Annotated in this window: 19 protein-coding genes; 10 read left to right on the top strand and 9 right to left on the bottom strand. The window is 60.9% G+C overall.

Going from position 1 to position 18,499, the window contains the following annotated elements; translation table 11 throughout:
• Positions 1-28: 28 nt before the first annotated feature.
• Together ABD815_RS02630 and ABD815_RS02625 are read left to right on the top strand one after the other, a co-directional pair.
• The gene (locus ABD815_RS02630; RefSeq protein WP_344843085.1) at positions 29-835 is read left to right on the top strand and encodes an HAD-IIB family hydrolase; all 807 of its coding nucleotides are present in this window, start codon (positions 29-31) and stop codon (positions 833-835) included.
• A gap of 2 nt (positions 836-837) precedes the next feature.
• The gene (locus ABD815_RS02625; RefSeq protein ID WP_344843083.1) at positions 838-2,061 is read left to right on the top strand and encodes a glycosyltransferase family protein; all 1,224 of its coding nucleotides are present in this window, start codon (positions 838-840) and stop codon (positions 2,059-2,061) included.
• Here ABD815_RS02625 and ABD815_RS02620 read toward each other — a convergent pair.
• Together ABD815_RS02620 and ABD815_RS02615 are read right to left on the bottom strand one after the other, a co-directional pair.
• Positions 2,058-2,837 carry a 3'(2'),5'-bisphosphate nucleotidase CysQ gene (locus ABD815_RS02620; protein ID WP_344843081.1) on the bottom strand — a complete coding sequence of 260 codons (780 nt, stop codon included), beginning with the start codon at positions 2,835-2,837 and terminating at the stop codon, positions 2,058-2,060. The two genes, ABD815_RS02625 and ABD815_RS02620, sit on opposite strands and share 4 nt — an antisense overlap.
• Positions 2,830-4,173 (bottom strand): TldD/PmbA family protein, encoded by a 1,344-nt coding sequence (locus ABD815_RS02615; RefSeq protein WP_344843078.1) that lies wholly within the window; start codon positions 4,171-4,173, stop codon positions 2,830-2,832. The genes ABD815_RS02620 and ABD815_RS02615 overlap by 8 nt, the downstream gene beginning before the upstream one ends.
• 137 nt (positions 4,174-4,310) lie before the next feature.
• Here ABD815_RS02615 and ABD815_RS02610 point away from each other — a divergent pair, with 137 nt between their 5' ends.
• The 3 genes from ABD815_RS02610 to ABD815_RS02600 are packed head-to-tail and all read left to right on the top strand — an operon-like array spanning position 4,311 to position 6,864.
• Positions 4,311-5,066 carry an SDR family oxidoreductase gene (locus ABD815_RS02610; RefSeq protein WP_344843076.1) on the top strand — a complete coding sequence of 252 codons (756 nt, stop codon included), beginning with the start codon at positions 4,311-4,313 and terminating at the stop codon, positions 5,064-5,066.
• On the top strand, positions 5,063-5,677 hold the full coding sequence (locus ABD815_RS02605) for an enoyl-CoA hydratase/isomerase family protein (protein ID WP_344843073.1): 615 nt from the start codon (positions 5,063-5,065) through the stop codon (positions 5,675-5,677). Before ABD815_RS02610 ends, ABD815_RS02605 begins: the two co-directional genes overlap by 4 nt.
• On the top strand, positions 5,674-6,864 hold the full coding sequence (locus tag ABD815_RS02600) for a TIGR03862 family flavoprotein (protein ID WP_344843071.1): 1,191 nt from the start codon (positions 5,674-5,676) through the stop codon (positions 6,862-6,864). Before ABD815_RS02605 ends, ABD815_RS02600 begins: the two co-directional genes overlap by 4 nt.
• Here the strand turns inward: ABD815_RS02600 and holA are convergent.
• The 5 genes from holA to ABD815_RS02575 all read right to left on the bottom strand — a co-directional run bounded on the left by holA (position 6,830) and on the right by ABD815_RS02575 (position 12,725).
• Entirely contained in the window at positions 6,830-7,855 is a 1,026-nt protein-coding gene (gene holA, locus ABD815_RS02595; protein WP_344843068.1) for a DNA polymerase III subunit delta, read from the bottom strand. The two genes, ABD815_RS02600 and holA, sit on opposite strands and share 35 nt — an antisense overlap.
• Positions 7,852-8,331 (bottom strand): LPS assembly lipoprotein LptE, encoded by a 480-nt coding sequence (gene lptE / locus ABD815_RS02590; protein ID WP_344843066.1) that lies wholly within the window; start codon positions 8,329-8,331, stop codon positions 7,852-7,854. Before lptE ends, holA begins: the two co-directional genes overlap by 4 nt.
• Entirely contained in the window at positions 8,318-10,870 is a 2,553-nt protein-coding gene (leuS, locus tag ABD815_RS02585) for a leucine--tRNA ligase (protein ID WP_344843064.1), read from the bottom strand. The genes lptE and leuS overlap by 14 nt, the downstream gene beginning before the upstream one ends.
• Before the next feature lie 88 nt (positions 10,871-10,958).
• Positions 10,959-11,513: a DUF3576 domain-containing protein gene (locus ABD815_RS02580; RefSeq protein WP_344843061.1), complete on the bottom strand. Its 555-nt coding sequence runs from the start codon at positions 11,511-11,513 to the stop codon at positions 10,959-10,961.
• 138 nt (positions 11,514-11,651) lie between these two features.
• Positions 11,652-12,725, bottom strand: a complete 1,074-nt coding sequence (locus ABD815_RS02575; RefSeq protein WP_344843058.1) for a porin — start codon at positions 12,723-12,725, stop codon at positions 11,652-11,654.
• A gap of 215 nt (positions 12,726-12,940) precedes the next feature.
• Here ABD815_RS02575 and ABD815_RS02570 point away from each other — a divergent pair, with 215 nt between their 5' ends.
• Positions 12,941-13,594 (top strand): YggS family pyridoxal phosphate-dependent enzyme, encoded by a 654-nt coding sequence (locus tag ABD815_RS02570; protein ID WP_344843056.1) that lies wholly within the window; start codon positions 12,941-12,943, stop codon positions 13,592-13,594.
• A 4-nt stretch (positions 13,595-13,598) separates the two neighbouring features.
• On the opposite strand, the gene ABD815_RS02565 is transcribed toward ABD815_RS02570, so the two are convergent.
• Both ABD815_RS02565 and ribA read right to left on the bottom strand, forming a co-directional pair.
• Complete coding sequence (locus ABD815_RS02565) at positions 13,599-14,096, bottom strand: L,D-transpeptidase family protein (protein ID WP_344843054.1); 498 nt, start codon at positions 14,094-14,096, stop codon at positions 13,599-13,601.
• Positions 14,093-15,181, bottom strand: a complete 1,089-nt coding sequence (ribA, locus tag ABD815_RS02560; protein ID WP_344843051.1) for a GTP cyclohydrolase II — start codon at positions 15,179-15,181, stop codon at positions 14,093-14,095. The genes ABD815_RS02565 and ribA overlap by 4 nt, the downstream gene beginning before the upstream one ends.
• A 168-nt stretch (positions 15,182-15,349) precedes the next feature.
• Here ribA and ABD815_RS02555 point away from each other — a divergent pair, with 168 nt between their 5' ends.
• The 4 genes from ABD815_RS02555 (at position 15,350) to ABD815_RS02540 (ending at position 18,486) form a co-directional block, all read left to right on the top strand.
• Entirely contained in the window at positions 15,350-16,036 is a 687-nt protein-coding gene (locus ABD815_RS02555) for a response regulator transcription factor (protein ID WP_344843048.1), read from the top strand.
• A gap of 258 nt (positions 16,037-16,294) precedes the next feature.
• Complete coding sequence (locus ABD815_RS02550) at positions 16,295-16,972, top strand: amino acid ABC transporter permease (RefSeq protein WP_344843046.1); 678 nt, start codon at positions 16,295-16,297, stop codon at positions 16,970-16,972.
• Positions 16,969-17,676 carry an amino acid ABC transporter permease gene (locus ABD815_RS02545; protein ID WP_344843043.1) on the top strand — a complete coding sequence of 236 codons (708 nt, stop codon included), beginning with the start codon at positions 16,969-16,971 and terminating at the stop codon, positions 17,674-17,676. The genes ABD815_RS02550 and ABD815_RS02545 overlap by 4 nt, the downstream gene beginning before the upstream one ends.
• A gap of 21 nt (positions 17,677-17,697) precedes the next feature.
• The gene (locus ABD815_RS02540) at positions 17,698-18,486 is read left to right on the top strand and encodes a transporter substrate-binding domain-containing protein (RefSeq protein ID WP_344843041.1); all 789 of its coding nucleotides are present in this window, start codon (positions 17,698-17,700) and stop codon (positions 18,484-18,486) included.
• The last annotated feature ends 13 nt before the right edge of the window (positions 18,487-18,499 follow it).

The raw sequence follows: 18,499 nt of genomic DNA, 5'->3' as shown, positions 1-18,499 counted from the left end.
TTTGTGTTTCCCGCTCCATCATTGGGGCATGAGTGAAACCTTGCCCATTGCGACCAGACTGGTGGTTTTTTCGGACCTCGATGGCACGTTGCTCGATCACGACGGGTATCGATGGGATGCGGCCATGCCCGCGCTGGGCGAAATGCAGGCGCGGGGCATTCCCCTGATCCTTGCCAGTTCAAAAACCGGCGCAGAGATCGCCGAGCTGCGTGATCAAATGGGGTTCGCGCATTGTCCTGCCATCGTGGAAAACGGTGCGGGCATACTCGCGCCTCATAGCAGTGGCGCGACCGATAATGCCGCCCACACACGGATCATCGCGGCGCTCGACAGTTTGCCCGCTCCCTTGCGCGCGGGGTTTTCGGGGTTCACGGACTGGACCGTCTCGCAGGTCGCTGAGGACACTGGATTACCTGAGGCGCAGGCGAAACTCGCACGCGCACGCCAGTTCTCCGAACCCGGGCATTGGAACGGCCCGCCCGAATTGCTCGACGACTTTCTCGCAGCACTCTTCGAAATGGGCGTATCGGCGCGTCGGGGCGGGCGCTATCTCACCCTGTCGTTTGGCGCGACGAAGGCGTCCCAAATGGCAAACATCATGGGCGGTTTCGACCCGAATGCGGCCACAATGGCCCTCGGAGACGCGCCGAACGATGTCGAGATGATCGAAGCCGCCGACATCGGCGTGATCGTCAAAAACCCACACGGACCCGGTATTGAACCCCTGGACGCGGAGAAAACGGGCCGCATCACACGAACCGATCAGGACGGCCCGAAAGGGTGGAACCAAACGGTCCTCGCGACCATTGGTGAGTTATACGACAGGAAGGGCTAGGAATGTCTGATTTTCATCAGGGCGGGCACGTCGCGACATTGCACAATCTGCGCATTAACACCGCGGATGATCTCAACCGCGAACTCAATGCATTTACCGCAACCCGCAAGGTCACCTTGATCCTGCCATCGCTCTTCTCCGAGTTGGAGGGGGATGCGCTCCCCAATATTCTCGACGAACTCAACAAGGTCGATTTTATCAACCGCATCGTCATCGGGCTTGATCGCGCCGACGAGGAACAATTCCGCTACGCGCGCAAATTCTTTTCACGCCTCAAGGCGGATCATGTCGTCCTGTGGAACGATGGCCCCCGCCTTCGCGCCGTTGATGAACGCCTCAAAGCGTTGGAACTCTCCCCGTCGGAGCCCGGAAAGGGGCGCAACGTCTGGTTCTGCATGGGCTACACCATCGCGCGCGCCGATAGCGCGGTTGTCGCGGTGCACGATTGCGATGTCGTGACCTACACCGCCGAAATGCTCGCCCGCCTGATTTATCCCGTCGCCAACCCGACCTTTCCCTACCAGATGTCGAAAGGTTTCTATCCCCGCGTCGCGGAAGGCAAATTGAATGGCCGCGTGTCCCGCCTGCTGGTCTCCCCGATCATCCACGCCATGTCGAAGGTCCTCGGACAGCGTGACTATCTCGATTTCCTCGCCGACTTCCGCTACCCGCTCGCCGGTGAATTCGCGATGCGTACCTCGATCCTGCCTGATATGCGAATTCCCTCGGATTGGGGTCTGGAAATCGGGCTTTTGTCCGAGGCGTGGCGCAACCTGAGCCCGCGTTCCGTCTGTCAGGTCGAAGTGTCTGATCGCTACGACCACAAACATCAGGACCTCAGTCAGGAAGACGCCAGCAAAGGCCTGTCACGCATGTCCGTGGACATCTGCAAGGCGCTCTACCGCAAACTCGCCGCCGACGGGACCGTGTTTTCGGAGGAAATCTTCCGCTCGATTAAGGCCACGTACTACCGCGGCGCACTCGATCTGATCGAAACCTACTACAACGATGCGCGCATGAACGGGCTGCATGTCGACCGCCATTCCGAAGAGGCCGCGGTTGAAATGTTCGCCTCCAATATCATGCAGGCGGGGCAGGTGTTCCTCGACAATCCGATGGAAACGCCGTTCATCCCGAACTGGTCGCGCGTGCACGCAGCCGACCCCGATATCATCGCGTCGCTCATGCGCGCCGTGGCAGAAGATCTGGAGGAATTTCCGGTCTAATTCGGCACCGCAAGGCGCATCTGGATCTCCCGCGCGAGCGGGGTTCCCGCCGCCACGAGCCCGTCAATACGCGGATCGGGGCGGTTGAACCGCGGCGCATTTCCGTGACGGTCCATCGCCGTGCCGCCCGCCTCGGAGAGGATCAGACACCCCGCCGCCACGTCCCATTCCCATGTCGCGCGCAGCGAAATCATCGCGTCATAGCGCCCTTGCGCGACCAGAGCCATGCGATAGGCCAAAGACGGGCGAAACTTGCGCACGAACTTCGGCGTGCCACCTGTCCAATGCTGGGCCAATAGGGTCGGGCGCGCGGTCAGCACCGTCGCCCCATCAACCTGCGAGCGCTCGGAACTATGCATGACCACATCGTTGAGCCATGCCCCTTTCCCCTTCTGCGCGGTGAACATCCGCTCTCTGAGAGGTAGGTAGACGACAGCGGCCGTGATTTCCCCATCCTCGGCAATGGCGAGCGAGTGCGACCAATTCTTATCGCCGGCGATAAAGCTTCGCGTGCCATCAATAGGGTCGATGATGAAGACCTTTTTGCGCTCCAACCGCGTTGGTGAGTCCGCCGTTTCCTCCGAAAGCCATCCGTAGTCGGGCCGCGCGGCGGTCAAATGGGACAGCAACGCTTCGTCCACCGCGAAATCCGCCTCTGTGACCGGCCCCGCGCCATCGTCCTTTTCCCATGTCTTCGGATCGCACCGCCAAAACGGCGTCGCAACCTCGCCCGCAATACGTGCGGCTTCTTTCAACAGGTCCAGATCGCTAAGCACCGGCGAGCATCATCTTTCCAACCAAGAGCGACGGCACAACGCGGCTCATGTGGTCACGCGCATCGTTTGCAGGGACGATGGAACGCAGCATCTCACGCAGATTTCCCGCAATCGTGCATTCATTAACCGCATAGGAAATCTCGCCGTTCTCGACCCAAAACCCCGACGCCCCGCGTGAATAATCGCCCGTGGTGGGATTGATCGACGACCCGATAAGAGAGGTGACCAAAAATCCAGTCCCCATGTCGCGTATCAGGTCCTCTCGGGTCGAATCCCCCTGCGTTAGGGTCACATTCGAGACAGATGGCGAGGGGCCGGACGACAATCCGCGCGCCGCGTTCGCCGTGCTCTCACGCCCCAATTTGCGCGCCGTCGCGAGGTCGAGCGTATAGCCCTCCAACCGACCCTTCGACACAATCGCGCGCTCTTTGGTGGGCAACCCTTCGGCATCGAAATAGCGCGACGCAGAGGCGCGTGGTCGATGGGGCAGTTCGATCAGGGACAGGTCATCGGGCAAAACCGTTTCACCTTCCGCGTCGAGTAGCCAACTCGACCCACGCGCAATGGATGTGCCGTTTATCGCCCCCAAAAGATGCCCGATGAGGCTCCCCGACACGCGTTCGTCAAACAAAACCGGATAGCTGCCCGTCGCAGGTTTGCGCGCGCCCATGCGGGCAATCGTGCGCTCTGCGGCGAGCAAACCGATGTCGCGCGCCGAGGGCAGATCCGCGCCGAAAATCCGGCTCTCGCCGCAATAATCGCGCTCCATCTTGGTGCCTTCACCGGCAATCGCCACGCAGGAAATCATCCGGTCCGTGCGGGCGTATCCACCGGAAAAACCGTTACTCGCGCTTAGGTGAATCCGGCGGCTCCCGTAGGCGGCGGAGGCGACGTCAATCTGGGTAATGCCCTGCACGGATCGCGCCGCGGCCTCGGCGGCGAGCGCATCGTCGCGCAGAGCATCAGGCGACGGTTCGTCAGCAGGGTCGCACAACTCCAACCCGTTCGCATCGCGTCGCGCAGACAGAATATCGGGATCGGCCAAACCGATATAGGGATCATCAGGTGCCAGCCGCGCCATCGCGACCGCGCGCTCTGCCAGCGTAGTGAGAGTGTCATCGCGCACGTCGGATGCGCTCACCGTGGACTGTTTTTGCCCGACGAGCACCCGCAGCCCGATCTCGACACCCTCGGACCGCTCGGCCTGCTGCAATGCGCCCTCGCGCACATCAATGGACAGCGACGTCCCATCCACCGCCAAGGCATCCGCGCCGTCTGCTCCGGCTTTTTGCGCCGCTTCGACCAGTTTCGAGGTCAGTTTTTCAAGATCAATCAACTATCCATCCTTTTCGGTCCGCGCGGGGCCCGCCTGCGTGATCCACAAAGGGCACGTTCCCCCCGAATTCCGGTGGGGTCAAGGCTGGAACACCGAATGGCGGTTCGCTAGGCTCGCCGCAAACAAAAAGGTGCACCATGACCGATCTTTCAGGAAAAACAGTTCTCATCACAGGGGCCAGCCGCGGTATCGGCGAAGCCACAGCGCGGGTATTCGCCGCCGCAGGCGCAAACGTGGCCCTTCTCGCGCGTAGCAGGTCGGCCTTGATCGCCCTTGCCGATGAAATCGGCGACCGCGCGCTGCCATTGGCCTGCGATATCTCTGACCCAGCGGCCATTGAGGGCGCCGTGAAGGCCGTCGAAGACCGGTTCGGCGCCATCGACATCGTGATCAACAACGCCGCCGCAATCGACCCGATTTCCCGCATGGAAACCGCAGATATCGACGCCTGGTCGAAACTCATCGACGTCAATATCAAAGGCGTCTTCTACATGATGCGCCATGTGCTAGCCGGTATGAAGGCGCGCGGCGGTGGCACCGTTCTCACCATCTCGTCAGGTGCCGCACATTCGCCGATCGAGGGGTGGAGCGCCTATTGCACGTCCAAAGCGGGCGCTGCGATGTTGACCGCGATGCTCGATCACGAAGAACGCGAAAACGGCATCCGCGCGATGGGCCTCTCACCCGGCACCGTGGCCACTCAGATGCAGAGAGAGATCAAGGCGTCGGGCATCAATCCGGTCAGCGAACTCGAATGGTCCGACCATGTTCCGCCCGAATGGCCGGCCCGCGCCCTTTTGTGGATGTGCACAGGCGACGCCGACGCCTACCTCGGACAGGAAATCTCCCTGCGCGATGAAGGCATACGGCGCAAAGCCGGACTTGTGACATGATCGACATCTCCAAGCAGGGCGATCTCTGGATTGTGACCCTAAACCGGCCCGAAAAGGCCAATTCTCTCACCGCAGACATGCTCAAGTCTTTGATTGATGCGGCTCGTGCGGCCCATGGCGTGGCCAAGGCATTCGTGTTGACCGGAGAGGGCAAAGTCTTTTCGGCTGGCGCAGATCTCGACGCGGCAAAGGCGGGGCTGGCGACCTCGCCCTTGTGGGAAGATCTGTCGGGCGCGCTGGCATCGCTACCCTGCCTGACCATATGCGCCCTGAACGGGACGCTGGCGGGGGGTGCCTTCGGCATGGCGCTCGCCTGCGATATCCGGATTGCCGATCCTGGCGCCAAATTCTTCTATCCGGTGATGAAGCTCGGCTTTCTGCCGCAACCCTCCGATCCGGTGCGCCTCGCCTCGCTGATCGGACCAGCGCGCGCGAAAATGATCCTGATGGCAGGCCAGAAAATCGAAGCCGATGAGGCGCTGGAGTGGGGGTTGGTGGATCGTCTGGTCCCCGCCGGTGACCAAATGGAGGCCGTCGCCGCCCTTGCCGAACACGCCCTTGGTGCCAGTCACGCCCATATCGGGTCGATCAAGGGTCTGATCACACAATGACACCCGCGCATGAAGCGATTGACGCCCTGATCATCGGCGCAGGCCCCGCGGGGCTGATGGCGGCCGAAATGCTGGCCAGTCGGGGCCACGGTGTCGTGGTCTGCGATGCAAAACCCTCGGTCGCGCGGAAATTCCTCATGGCCGGCAAATCCGGTCTCAACCTGACGAAAAACGAACCGCTGGATGAATTCCTGCGCGCGTTCGACCCCTGTCCGCCCGCTCTGGAACATGCTCTCGGGGAATTTGGCCCCTCACAGACCATTGAATGGGCCGAGGGCCTCGGGCAGGAGATGTTCACCGGCAGTTCAGGCCGCGTCTTTCCAAAGGCGATGAAGGCCTCGCCGCTCCTGCGCGCATGGCTCACCCGGCTGGACGCAACCGGCGTCGAAATCCGCGCCAAATGGCGGCTCGTCGGGTTGACTGACCATGCCGAATTTGACACGCCTCAGGGTCCGCGAACGGTCGCCGCAAAAGCCACCATTCTTGCCCTCGGCGGGGCGAGTTGGGCGCGATTGGGGTCTGATGGCCGCTGGACCGCCCTCCTGTCTAGCGCCTGTGATCTAACCCCCTTTGCACCCGCCAACGCCGCGCTCGATATCGCGTGGAGCGACCACATGACCCGCCATTTCGGCACGCCCGTCAAAGGCATCGCGCTGAGTGCTGGCCGGTTCCAGTCACGCGGTGAATGCGTGGTCTCATCGCGCGGGCTGGAGGGTGGAGGTATCTATTCGGTTTCGCGTGGCGTGCGCGAAGGGTTGCCCCTGCACATCGACCTTCTGCCCGATTGGACGGAGGAGCGGGTGCACACCGTCATGGGGTCGCGAAAGCGAAAGGAAACGCTCAGTTCCTTCCTGCGACGCGCCTTTCGCCTGCCACCCGCCAAGATCGCGCTGGTGATGGAATACGGGCGCAAAGCCCCCGACATCGGCTCGGTTCTAAAGTCGTTGGAAATTTCGCCGCTCACCCTGCGCCCGATGGACGAAGCCATCTCCACAGCGGGCGGTGTGGCGTTCAGCGCGATCACCGAAGACTTTGAACTCAAAGCCATGCCGGGTGTCTATGTCGCGGGTGAAATGCTCGACTGGGAGGCGCCGACTGGGGGCTATCTGATCACCGCCTGCCTCGCCACGGGGCGCGCCGCCGGATTGGCCGCTAGCCGCGCTTTGACAGCATCGCGAGCCGGATAAGCGCGCGTTCAACCACCGCCATTGTCGGTGCACGCGATGCGGAGCGAAGCGTGAGGTCGGTATCCGTGATCAGCCCGAGCGCCGTTTCCAACTTCTGCACGCCCCAGGTCTGCGCCTGGCGCGACATGCGATCACGACGGGGGCCAAAAATCGGCGGACGCGCGCGCGCAATGCCCGAACTCACCCCACCCGGATCGGAGGCGGCGGCGTGCAGGGTGCGAAAATGGCGCATCATGGAAATGGAAAGTGCGACAGCCGACACCCCTTGCCCGTCGATCTTCTGGATCAGGGGACCAATGGCGGCCTCTTTGCCCTCGGCGGCGGCATTGAGCAGGTCGTCGACCCCGGCCTCGGTGGTAACCGGCGCACAGGCCTGCACATCCGCGCTCGTCACTGCCGTCGGATCACCGCGTTTATAGAGCGCCAGCTTTTCGAGCGTTTGTCGGAAATCACCCGGATCGAGCACCCGTGCGAGCGCTTCGATATCACGACCCGCCTCTGGCGCAATCTGGGTAAGACCCGATTTGGCCAGTTCAGTGTCGATTTCGGCGCGGGTCGGGGGATCATTGTAGATCGCAATCGCGACCGTATTGCGCCCCGCCTCAAAGGCTTTGCGCAGCTTCGATGTGGCCTTCAAACTGCCCGCCGTGACAACCAGTTGGGCGTCGCCCGCCTGCCAATCGCTCAGCGCATCAAGGATCGGCGGGGCGGCCAGCTCGGTCGCGTCCTCCACAAAGGTCACGCGATGACCGGGGAAGAACCCCTTTTCCTTGAGCGCGTCCGCCAGCATCGCCTTGTCGCGGCGCAATTCCCCCGCCGACAGGCGCGATAGCCGCATTTCGGATTCGCCCTCCGGCCCGACCAGAGCGGCGATCATTTCCTGCCGTTTGAGCGCGATCCGCATCGCATCCGCGCCATGGATCAGGATGCCCGCCAGTTTCGTATCCGGCTTTGCGAAAAAGGAGATGGCGTCGCGCGCGGAAAGTTTCATTGGCTCAATTTGGCGATCAGATGCGTCTCGATATTGCGCGCGAGAGACCGCATCAACCGCTCATAGGCATCGCGCGTCGAGGTGAGCGATGCGACGGTCGAACGGGTGGCGGAATAGGCCGAAAACCCCTGCACATCGCCCTCTGCGAGCACGCGTCCGCTCGCGATTTCGGTCAACCGGTAATGCGCGGTTCCTGCAATGTGGTAGCGGGTAATCTCGCCCTCGCGGGTGATGCCGACATCCTCTTCGCTTGCCTCGGTCGCGTAATCGAGGTGAAACCGCGGGTCGCGCGCGGCCCCGAACCGGTCAATCAGCGCGGTATAGAGCGCATAGCTGATCCGGTCGTCGGGTTCATGCATCGACATGTTGTTGCGCAACGCCCGCGCGGCTCCGTCGGGCGCATAGGCAGGCGTGAAACCGCATCCCGCCAGAGCGAGCGTCGAGGTGATAAAGAAGCGGCGGTTAAACGACGACATTGACGATGCGGCCCGGAACAACGATCAGCTTTTTGGGCTGCCCACCATCGAGCGCCCTCTGCACAGCTTCGTTCTCCAGCACCAGCTTTTCAACCTCTTCCTTCGCCATATCCTTGGGCACCGTGATCTCGTCGCGGCGTTTCCCGTTGATCTGGATCGGCAGCGTGACCGTGTCCTCGACCAGATATTTCTCATCCGGTTTCGGCCAGGACGCGCGCGCGATGAGACCCTCACCACCCAGCATCGCCCACATCTCTTCGGCGAGGTGCGGGGTGATCGGCGACATCAACTGCGCCAGCGTCTTCAAAGCGAACCGACGCGTGTCACGGCCCGCCTTGGATTTTGCGATCGCATTGGTGAACCCGTAGAGCTTTGCAATCGACGCGTTAAAGCCAAAGCTTTCGATGCCCTGCGACACCTCGAACATGGCCTTATGCGTGATGCGCAACAGATCGTCGTCACCCGCACCGGTTTCGGGTGCTTCATCAATCTCTGCGGCCAACCGCCAGACGCGCGATAGGTGTTTATGGGTCGCCTCCGCACCCGCGGCCGTCCATTCCACATCCCGTTCGGGTGGGCTGTCGGACAGCACGAACCAGCGCGCGGAATCCGCACCGTATTGGGCCACGATATCGACGGGATCGACGACGTTATTCTTCGATTTCGACATTTTGGCGGAGGGCACGATCTGCACCTCGCGCCCATCGGCTTTGAGGAACCCTTTACCATCACGCAGATCGACGGCTTCGGGATAATGGAACTCGGTGCGCCCGTCCGCGCCCTTGGTCTGGAAGATCGCGTGGGTCACCATGCCTTGGGTGAACAGCGCGTTGAACGGCTCGCGCGCGCTATCGGCCAGATGACCGGTTTCGTTCATCGCACGGGCAAAAAAGCGCGAATAGAGCAGGTGCAAAATCGCGTGCTCGATCCCGCCAACATACTGATCGACGTTCATCCAGTAATCTGCTTCCGCGCGATCCGTGGGCGTCGCCGCATGGGGCGAGGTAAAGCGGGCGTAATACCACGAACTGTCCACAAAGGTGTCCATCGTGTCGGTTTCGCGCGTGGCCTTGGCGCCGCATTTCGGGCACGAACACTCGCGCCATGTCGGATGCCGATCCAGCGGGTTACCCGGCACATCCAGCGTCACATCCTGCGGCAATTTGACCGGCAGGTTCTCTTTGCTTTCGGGAACCACGCCGCAGGTTTCGCAATGCACAATCGGGATCGGACAGCCCCAATAACGCTGGCGCGACAGACCCCAATCGCGCAGGCGGAACTTGGTCACACCATGCCCGACGCCTTTGGATTCACAGAATTCAATCGCCGCCTCGACGGCCTCTTCACCGGTCGAAACCTCGTCCCACGCATAGGCTTTCGTCCACCGCACGCGCTCGGTTTTGGCGGGCGCAAAGGCTTCGCCGGTGTTCAATTCACCTTCTTCCGGTTCGAATGTAAAGGTGATCGGCAGGCCGTATTTACTCGCGAAATCAAAGTCGCGCTGGTCATGTGCGGGGCATCCGAAAACAGCGCCCGTGCCATAATCCATCAGGATGAAGTTGGCGATATAGACCGGCAATTCCCATTCATTATCAAACGGGTGACGCACGCGCAGACCGGTGTCGAGACCCAGCTTTTCGGCCTTCTCGATCGCCTCCTCCGTCGTGCCACCTTTGCGACATTCCTCACAGAAGGCGGCGATGTCGGGGTTCTCGGCGGCCAGTTTGCGCGCCAGCGGATGATCCGCGGAAATGCCGACAAAGGACGCGCCCATCAACGTATCGGGACGGGTCGTGTAAACCTCGACACGATCGTGACCTTCGGGCCCATCAACCACGGAGAAGGAGAACTGCAATCCGCGCGATTTGCCGATCCAGTTCTTCTGCATCGTTTTGACCTTATCGGGCCAATTGTCCAACCCTTCGATCGCGGCGAGCAGGTCGTCGGAATAGTCGGAGATCTTGAAAAACCACTGCGTCAGTTCACGCCGCTCGACCGGCGCACCGGAGCGCCAGCCACAGCCATCGATCACCTGTTCGTTGGCCAGAACGGTCATGTCCACGGGATCCCAATTGACCATCGCGTTCTTGCGATAGACCAGTCCCTTTTCGAGCATATCGATGAACAACGACTGCTGCTGGCCGTAATACTCCGGATCACAGGTCGCAAATTCACGCGACCAGTCAATCGACAGGCCCCATGTTTTCATCCCCGCGCGCATCGTCGCAATGTTGTCGTAGGTCCATTTCGCCGGATGCCCGCCACCCGCCATCGCCGCGTTTTCCGCCGGCATGCCAAAGGCGTCCCATCCCATCGGATGCAGGACGGAAAAACCGCAGGACGCTTTGTAGCGCGCGATCACATCGCCCATCGTGTAGTTGCGCACGTGACCCACATGCAGGCGCCCCGACGGATAGGGGAACATCTCGAGCACATAGTACTTCGGCTTGTTGGGATCGCGCGTGGCGAGGAACACATCGTCCGCGTCCCAGGCTTTTTGCCATTTCGGTTCAATCTCGCTCGGCGCGTAGCGGGTCATGGTCTCGTCCTTCGGGGCTCTCGTGAAAACACCGGGCCTTGGGGCCCGGCGTCGTCTTATCGTTTGAACTTCTCAGCGTAAAGCAGCACTAGCCGCCGCTGCGCATCTGGCGGGCACGGGTCAGGATCGCATTCTCGACCGCACGAACGGTTTCCGCACTCACCGGCCCGCTGCCACTATAGAGCGACAGGTTGAGCGCCCGTGCATCCAACGCAGGGTCGGATACGAGGATCGTCGCGCGATAGGCGCGCCCACCACCGGGCGGCGTGCCGTAACCGGTGATGATCACACCCGTAAACGGATCGGCGCTCTGCACCGGCAGGAACGACAACACGTCGAGCGCGGCACTCCAGATGTATTTATTGACCTGAACGGTGGATTCGATCCCGTTGCGACCACCACCCTGAAGGGTGCGCCGCACAGGCTGTTCGATGACAATGGTTTCGCCGTTGGGGATTTCGACCGATTGGCCAACCGAGCGGGCGTCAACCACGGTGCCGTCTTCGGCCACAACCGTGCTGCCACCGCCGCCTAGTGATCCCAGACTTCCGCCCAGCGATCCGAAACTACCGCCGCCGCTGCAACCGGCGAGGGCGAACATCGTCGCGAATACTGCCAAACCTGTGGTTCTCTTACCGAACATCCGCCGCCCCTTGCGCTACTTGGCGGCAAAACTATCGGCCAATCTGCGCGGGAACAAGGCTTTAGCGAGACCTGCGCACAAAAGAAAAGGGCCGCCCCGCAGGGCGACCCTCTCTTAGCTCTTTCCAATCCGGATGGATTAGAAGGAAAGGCCGAGCTGAACGGTCATGCCGTCTTTGTAGTCTTTCGCGCCGAACTCGTCGTCGCCTTCTTCGTCTGCGTCGCCGTAGGAAGCGAGGAACGAAGCGCCGCCGCCGAGGTCGTACTCAGCACCGATGTAGGCACCGCCTTCGAGGTTGTCATCGTCGATGTAACCAGCAAATACGGTCAGGTCGTCGTTAACAGCGTAGGAGCCTTCGAGGCCAACTTCAGCTGCACCATCAACTTCGTTGTAGAAAGCGCTTACAGAAGCAGGGCCGGAAGCGTAGTCAACGGATACACCGAAACCGTCGTCCTGATCGGACTCGGACACGTAGAAGGCGCCGACGGAAACGTCACCGATTGGGTAGGAAACTTCGATACCTGTGGAGTCGGTACCAGCAGTTTCGTTGGAAGCGTATGCAACTTTGATGGAAGCACCAGCAAGGTCGGTGGAGACGAACAGGCCGAGAATTTCTTCTTCGTTGTAGTCGCCTTCGAGACCGTTGGTCGCGGACATTGCTTCGCCTTCTTCTTGGTAAGCAACGCCGAAGCCGAAGTTACCGAAGGAACCGGTTGCACCAAAGGACATCTGGCCGAGCTCTTGCGAGTCGTTCAGGACCGGAGCAGAGATTGCTGCTTCGATGCCGCCCATTTTGCCTGTGAACTTCAGGATTTCTTCGCCATCTTTTTCGGAGAAGCCATCGGAAGCCATGTCAGAAACGCCGGACCACAGCGAAGCTGCTGCGAATTCGGTGTCGCCGTAGTGCAGGCCATACATGTCGTTGGAGATGGAGAAGAGAACGTTGCCGTCAAAGGAACCGCCCTGGTCAATGCCCATGCCATCGTCATCGCTGTATTCGAGCTGCTCGAGTTCGATGCCGTAGGAGAGAGCAGCGGTCCAGCCGTTGTTCAGTTCCTGGGAAGCAGTGAAGTCGATGTCGGCGTCAGCGTACACACCACCTTCGTGGTCGTCGTTGTAACCAACAGTTGCGGAGCCGGAGAGTGTGATTTCTGCAGAAGCAGCGCCGGCGAATGCGACGATTGCTGCGGAAGAAAGAAGGATCTTTTTCATTTTTTCCCTCGTGGAATTTGAATATCAGGAATGCCGGCTTACCCGACACATGGCCAGAGGAATGCGCCCAAGCGCCAAATTGGTCAAGCGATCGGGGGGGTTGGGAAAAAGCTGCCCAAAAAATGATGCAACTTGGTCACACCCCTGTTGCGCGCTCAATGAAACAACGCCTAATTGGCCGTAACACTTCAAATTTTAAGTCCCCGGAGGGTGCGATGGGCCTGCAACAGATCAAAGATCGTGTGGAAAAAGAAGCACAGCGAGTCGGCCGGTCGCCCGCCGATGTCACCCTGATCGCGGTGTCCAAAGTCCAACCAAATGCCCGCGTTGAGGCCGTTCTACAGGAAGGTCACCGCGTTTTCGGTGAAAACCGCGTTCAGGAGGCCGCCGGAAAATGGCCCGCCTTCAAAGAGCGCTTTGATGGCGTCGAGTTGCACCTCATCGGCCCCTTGCAAACCAATAAGGTGCGCCAGGCCATTGACCTCTTTGACGTTATTCACACCCTCGATCGCCCCAAACTCGCCCAATCCCTCGCCCGTCTGATGGCTGAAACCGGCTCCTGCCCGCGTCTGTTCATTCAGGTGAACACCGGCGAAGAGGATCAGAAAGCGGGCGTCCACCCCGCCGAGGCCGATGGATTCGTCGCGCTCTGCCGTGATCTCGGTCTGCCGGTGGAGGGGTTGATGTGCATTCCGCCGGTCGATGAAGACCCCTCCAAACACTTCGCGCTGCTGGCAGAGATCGCCCGGCGCAATGACCTGAAAGGTCTGTCGATGGGCATGTCGGGTGATTTCGAGGCCGCAATAGCCGCCGGCGCCACCCATGTGCGCGTCGGTTCCGCCATCTTCGGTGACCGCGATTACGCTTGAATGCCTAGGGCAGAACGATCAGCCGCGACTTTGGCATGATCCGCCCCGCGATCCAGCGCAGGTGATCGGGGCGAAACGCCACGCAACCCGCCGTTGGATAATGCGCCCGCCGCCACGCATGCACGAAAATCGCCGACCCACGCCCCGCACGCGACTGCGGCCAATTCCAATCGGTCACCAGAATCAGATCATAGAGAGGATCGGCGCGGCGCAGTTTTTCATGCGACCCGGTATAAGGAGCGCGCACCATATGATTATACTCGGGCCTCTCCATATCGTCGGACCATAAATCCATCGGCCCGATCGGCAGCGCCCATTCATTCGGGCGCGCCATCCGCTCCGCTCTATAGAGACAGCCGACAAAACCATGAATTCCAATAGGCGTCGCGCCATCGCCCTCGACTTTGCGATCCGTGCGCCCGCCTTTGCCAATAGAGCAGGGAAACCGGCGCCCCATGAACCGCACATGGGTTCGCGTCACCACCAGATCGGCGGGCGTCACAGCATATGCCCCGATTTTTTCGCCTTGGTCGCGAGGTATCCGGCATTCTGCGCGGTTTTCCCGACAACCAAGGGCACGCGTTCGGTCACCGTAATCCCCTGATCCTCCATCCGCGCGATTTTCGCGGGGTTATTGGTCATCAGACGCACCGAGGCGAATCCCATGTCTTTGAGAATCGCCGCCCCGATGCGGAAATCACGCTCGTCATCCTCGAACCCGAGCCGGTGATTGGCCTCGACCGTGTCGAACCCCTGATCCTGTAGCGAATAGGCGCGCATCTTGTTGGCATGCCCGATCCCGCGACCCTCCTGGTTGAGGTAGAGCAACACACCGTGCCCCTCTTCCCCCATCTGGGCGAGCGCGGCATGGAGCTGTGGCCCGCAATCGCATTTCAGCGACCCGAACAGATCACCGGTGAAGCAGGCCGAATGCAGCCGCGCCAGAACCGGCTTTTCACGATCAGGCCGTCCGATCTCGACGGCGAAATGTTCCTCACCGCCGTCATCGGGGCGAAACACATGCACACGCCCCGCTTGCGACACGCTCAGCGGCACGCGTGCATGGATAACGTCCGCCAAAGGCGCGAGATCGGCCATCAGCGGCAGCGCGCCGTCCACCTGCAACGCGGTCAATCCGTGCTCGGCGGCCAGTTGCGCCCCGTTTTCCACCGCCACGATCAGCGCCGCAGGGAGCAGGCGTGCGGATTTCGCCAACGCCAAAGCTGCGCGCGCAGGCGTCGCCGATCCCTCGCGCAGGCTCGAAAACGGTCCCTTCATCGGATGGGTCAGGTCATCGGCAGGGTCCGCCACTGCCTCGACCCATTCCACACCCGCCGAGGCCGGCACGTTCAGACGCGCAAGATCACCGTCATAGGCCCGCGCGCTCAGCGTGGTTGCACGCCGTGCCGTAATCGCCAAATGCACCGCCCCCAATTCGCGCAAATCGGCCAGACGCGCGCGGCTCACCCCTTCGGCGGCCAAAGCAACCACATCGCCATCCCCATGCAGCAACACCACAGGCACCCCCATACGCAAATCTGCGCGGGTGCGGGCGATACGTTCTGGCAGGCTCGGCGCGAGGCTCATAGGGGACGTCCGGTACAAATCAGGAGTTTGATGTAGCGTTTCGTGACAGAGATTGAAACATTCCTAGCCCAACGCACACGGTTGCGTGAGAGGAATGTCGCAAATCTTGTCGCATGCGTGAACAGGGATCACATCTCTCACAAGAAGAAATTGTAGGAGGGCACGCCCATGGCAACGCTCAAAAAAATCCTTTTGGTAGATGACGACGACGATCTGCGTGATGCGCTCAGCGAACAGTTGGTCATGACCGAAGACTTCGACGTTTTCGACGCAGATAGCGGCGCCAGCGCGATGGAGCGCACCAAAGAAGGCCATTATGACCTCATCATCCTCGATGTCGGCCTGCCTGACACCGATGGTCGCGAGCTGTGCAAACGCATGCGCAAATCCGGCGTCAAAAGCCCGATCCTGATGCTCACGGGCCATGATACCGACGCCGACACCATCCTCGGCCTCGACGCGGGTGCCAATGACTACGTGTCCAAGCCGTTCAAATTTCCGGTCCTTCTGGCCCGCATCCGCGCCCAGCTTCGCACCCACGAACAATCGGAATCGGCGGTTTTCCAGCTCGGACCCTATACCTTCAAACCGGCGCAAAAGATGCTCCTGACCGAAGATGACAAAAAGATCCGTCTCACGGAAAAGGAAACCAACATCCTCAAATTCCTCTATCGCGCCACCGAAGGCGTGGTGCCGCGCGATATCCTGCTGCACGAGGTCTGGGGCTATAACGCGGGCGTCACCACCCACACGTTGGAAACCCACATCTACCGCCTGCGTCAGAAAATCGAACCCGATCCCTCGAACGCGCGCCTTCTGGTGACCGAGTCGGGCGGATACCGTCTCGTCGCCTGAAACCTGCGATCAGGGCGGGAACCACTCTGCCTGATCGCGCGTTTGACACCTGAAGCCCTCGCGCATTGGGGTAATATGCGCAGTCCCTCCTGTCCCCGGAAGGCGCGGTCATTTAGGCCGCGCCTTTTTATTGCGCACCCGCCACGATTTCGCCCATCGCTTAATCGCCCGCCTCCTTCGCGCCCATGACACCTGTCGCGAAAGGTGTGAAGTGGCGGCGAACCGATGTTCCCTGATCTGCGCAATCAGGGAGGCGACATGGAACTCCGGTTTTTCGAAATCTACCGCAACCCGGAATACCTGTGGTTGCTGGCCGAAGGTGTGACGCTCAGCGCGCTTGTGACGCTGGCTGGGGCCATTCTCGGCTTTGCCATGGCCGCCTGTCTGGCCGTGACGCGCTATGAACGCATCCCCGTCCTCCACTGGATCGCCGCCGCCTATGTGGATTTCATCCGCAACACGCCGCTGATCGTGCAGCTGTTCTTCGTGGCCTTCGGCCTGCCGCAACTGCTCGGCTATGTCTGGCCGTTCTGGGCCCATGCGGTTCTCGCGCTCACGCTCAACTTCTCGGCCTATTTCGCCGAAATCCTGCGCGCGGGTTTTCAAACCGTCGACGCAGGCCAACATGACGCCGCCCGCGCGCTGGGCCTGCCACGCTTCGTGCGGTTCTTCAAAATCGTGCTGCCCCAATCCATTGCGCAGATGTTCGCCTCGCTCAATTCGCAGTTCATCTTCCTGTTCCTCACCACTGGCGTGATCTCCGAAATCGGCGTGCGCGACCTGACCTTCGCAGGCCTCTATATCGACAGCCGCACCTTTCGCTCGTTCGAGGTCTTCATCACCCTCACCGTGCTCTACATCCTCGTCTCGCTGGCTTTCAAAGGCCTGATGCGCCTCGTCGAAAAACGCGCCTTCCGCTGGAAAGGTGCCCGATGAAGGACCTGTTCATCGCCCTCCTCGGCAAACCCGACGGGATCATCCTGTTCCAACTGCTGGAGGCGACCCAATATACCATCTACCTGTCGCTGATCGCCTTCCTCGGCGGGGGCCTTCTGGCCGCTCTCATCACCCTCGTGCGCATCGCGCCGAACACATGGGGCAAACGCATTTCGGTCAGCTATATCTGGCTGTTCCAATCAACCCCGCTCCTGATGATGCTCTTTCTGGCGGGTCTGGGCGTGCCGCGCCTGTTCGATATCGACGTGAACCCGTGGACGGCTGCGATCATATCGCTGGTGATCTACGCCTCCGCCTATCTCTCCGACGTCTGGCGCGGCGCGGTGGAAAGCGTGCCCGTGGGCCAATGGGAGGGCGCGCGCGCCATCGGTCTGGGGTTCCTCAAAACCCTGCGCCTCGTGATCCTCCCCCAAGCGTTCCGCATCGCGCTCGCCCCCACCGTCGGCTTCATGGTGCAGATCATCAAAGGCACATCGCTGGCCTATATCATCGGCTTTCACGACCTCATGGCGATTGGCAAACGCTGGGCCAATGCGCCGGTCGAAGGGTCTGAGCCCTTCATCATCTTCCCGCTCATGGCGCTGATCTACTTCGCGCTGTGCTACCCGCTCACGCTTTACTCGCGCCACCTCGAACGATCCTTCGGCGCCAATACCAACAAGGTCGCTCCAGCGGCCGTGTGAATCCAAACAGAGGAGACATCCATGTTCACAACCAAACTCAAATCCTTCATCACAGCCGCGGTTCTCGCCCTGCCTCTCGCGGCACCGGCCCATGCCGACCTTTCCGACATCCTCTCCGCAGGCGTCGTGAAAATCGCCGTCCCCGAAAGCTTTCCCCCCTTCGGCGCGCTGGGCGCAGAGGGCGAACACGAAGGCTATGATGTCGACGTCGCCAAACTCATCGCCGAAAATCTCGGCGTCGAACTGGAACTCGTGCCCGTGACCTCCAAACAGCGCATTCCTTTCCTCGAAACCGACCGCGTGGACCTCGTGATCGCGACCATGGGCGCCAACCCCGAACGTGCCAAATCGATCTGGTTCTCCTCGGCCTACGCCCCCTTCTACTCGGGCGCTTTTGCGACGGCGGACAAAACCATCACCTCCGTGGCCGATCTCGCAGGGATGAAGGTCGGTCTGACAGGCGGAACCCTCGAAGATCTCGAACTGACCAAAACCGCTCCTGACGGCACCGAAATCATCCGCTTTGGTGACAACGCTGCGACGCAGGCGGCCTTCACCTCCGGTCAGGTCGATGTGCTCGTGAGTGGTAACACGCTGGCGGCGGCGATTTCGGACGCGAACCCCGACATGGGCATCGATCGCAAGTTCATCATCAAAGACAGCCCCGCCTTCATCGGCGTCAAAAAGGGCAACTACGACCTGCTGCAATGGGTGAACGTCTTCATCCTGCACAAAAAGCTCGGCGGCGAACTCGACGCGATTTCGATGCAATGGCTGGGTCAGGGCCTGCCCGAACTTCCAACCTTCTAATCCCTGTCTAACG

The organism is Celeribacter arenosi (assembly GCF_039539485.1).
In the GTDB taxonomy this organism is placed as follows: Bacteria; Pseudomonadota; Alphaproteobacteria; order Rhodobacterales; family Rhodobacteraceae; genus Celeribacter; species Celeribacter arenosi.
This window is presented reverse-complemented; position numbering and strand designations above follow the sequence as displayed.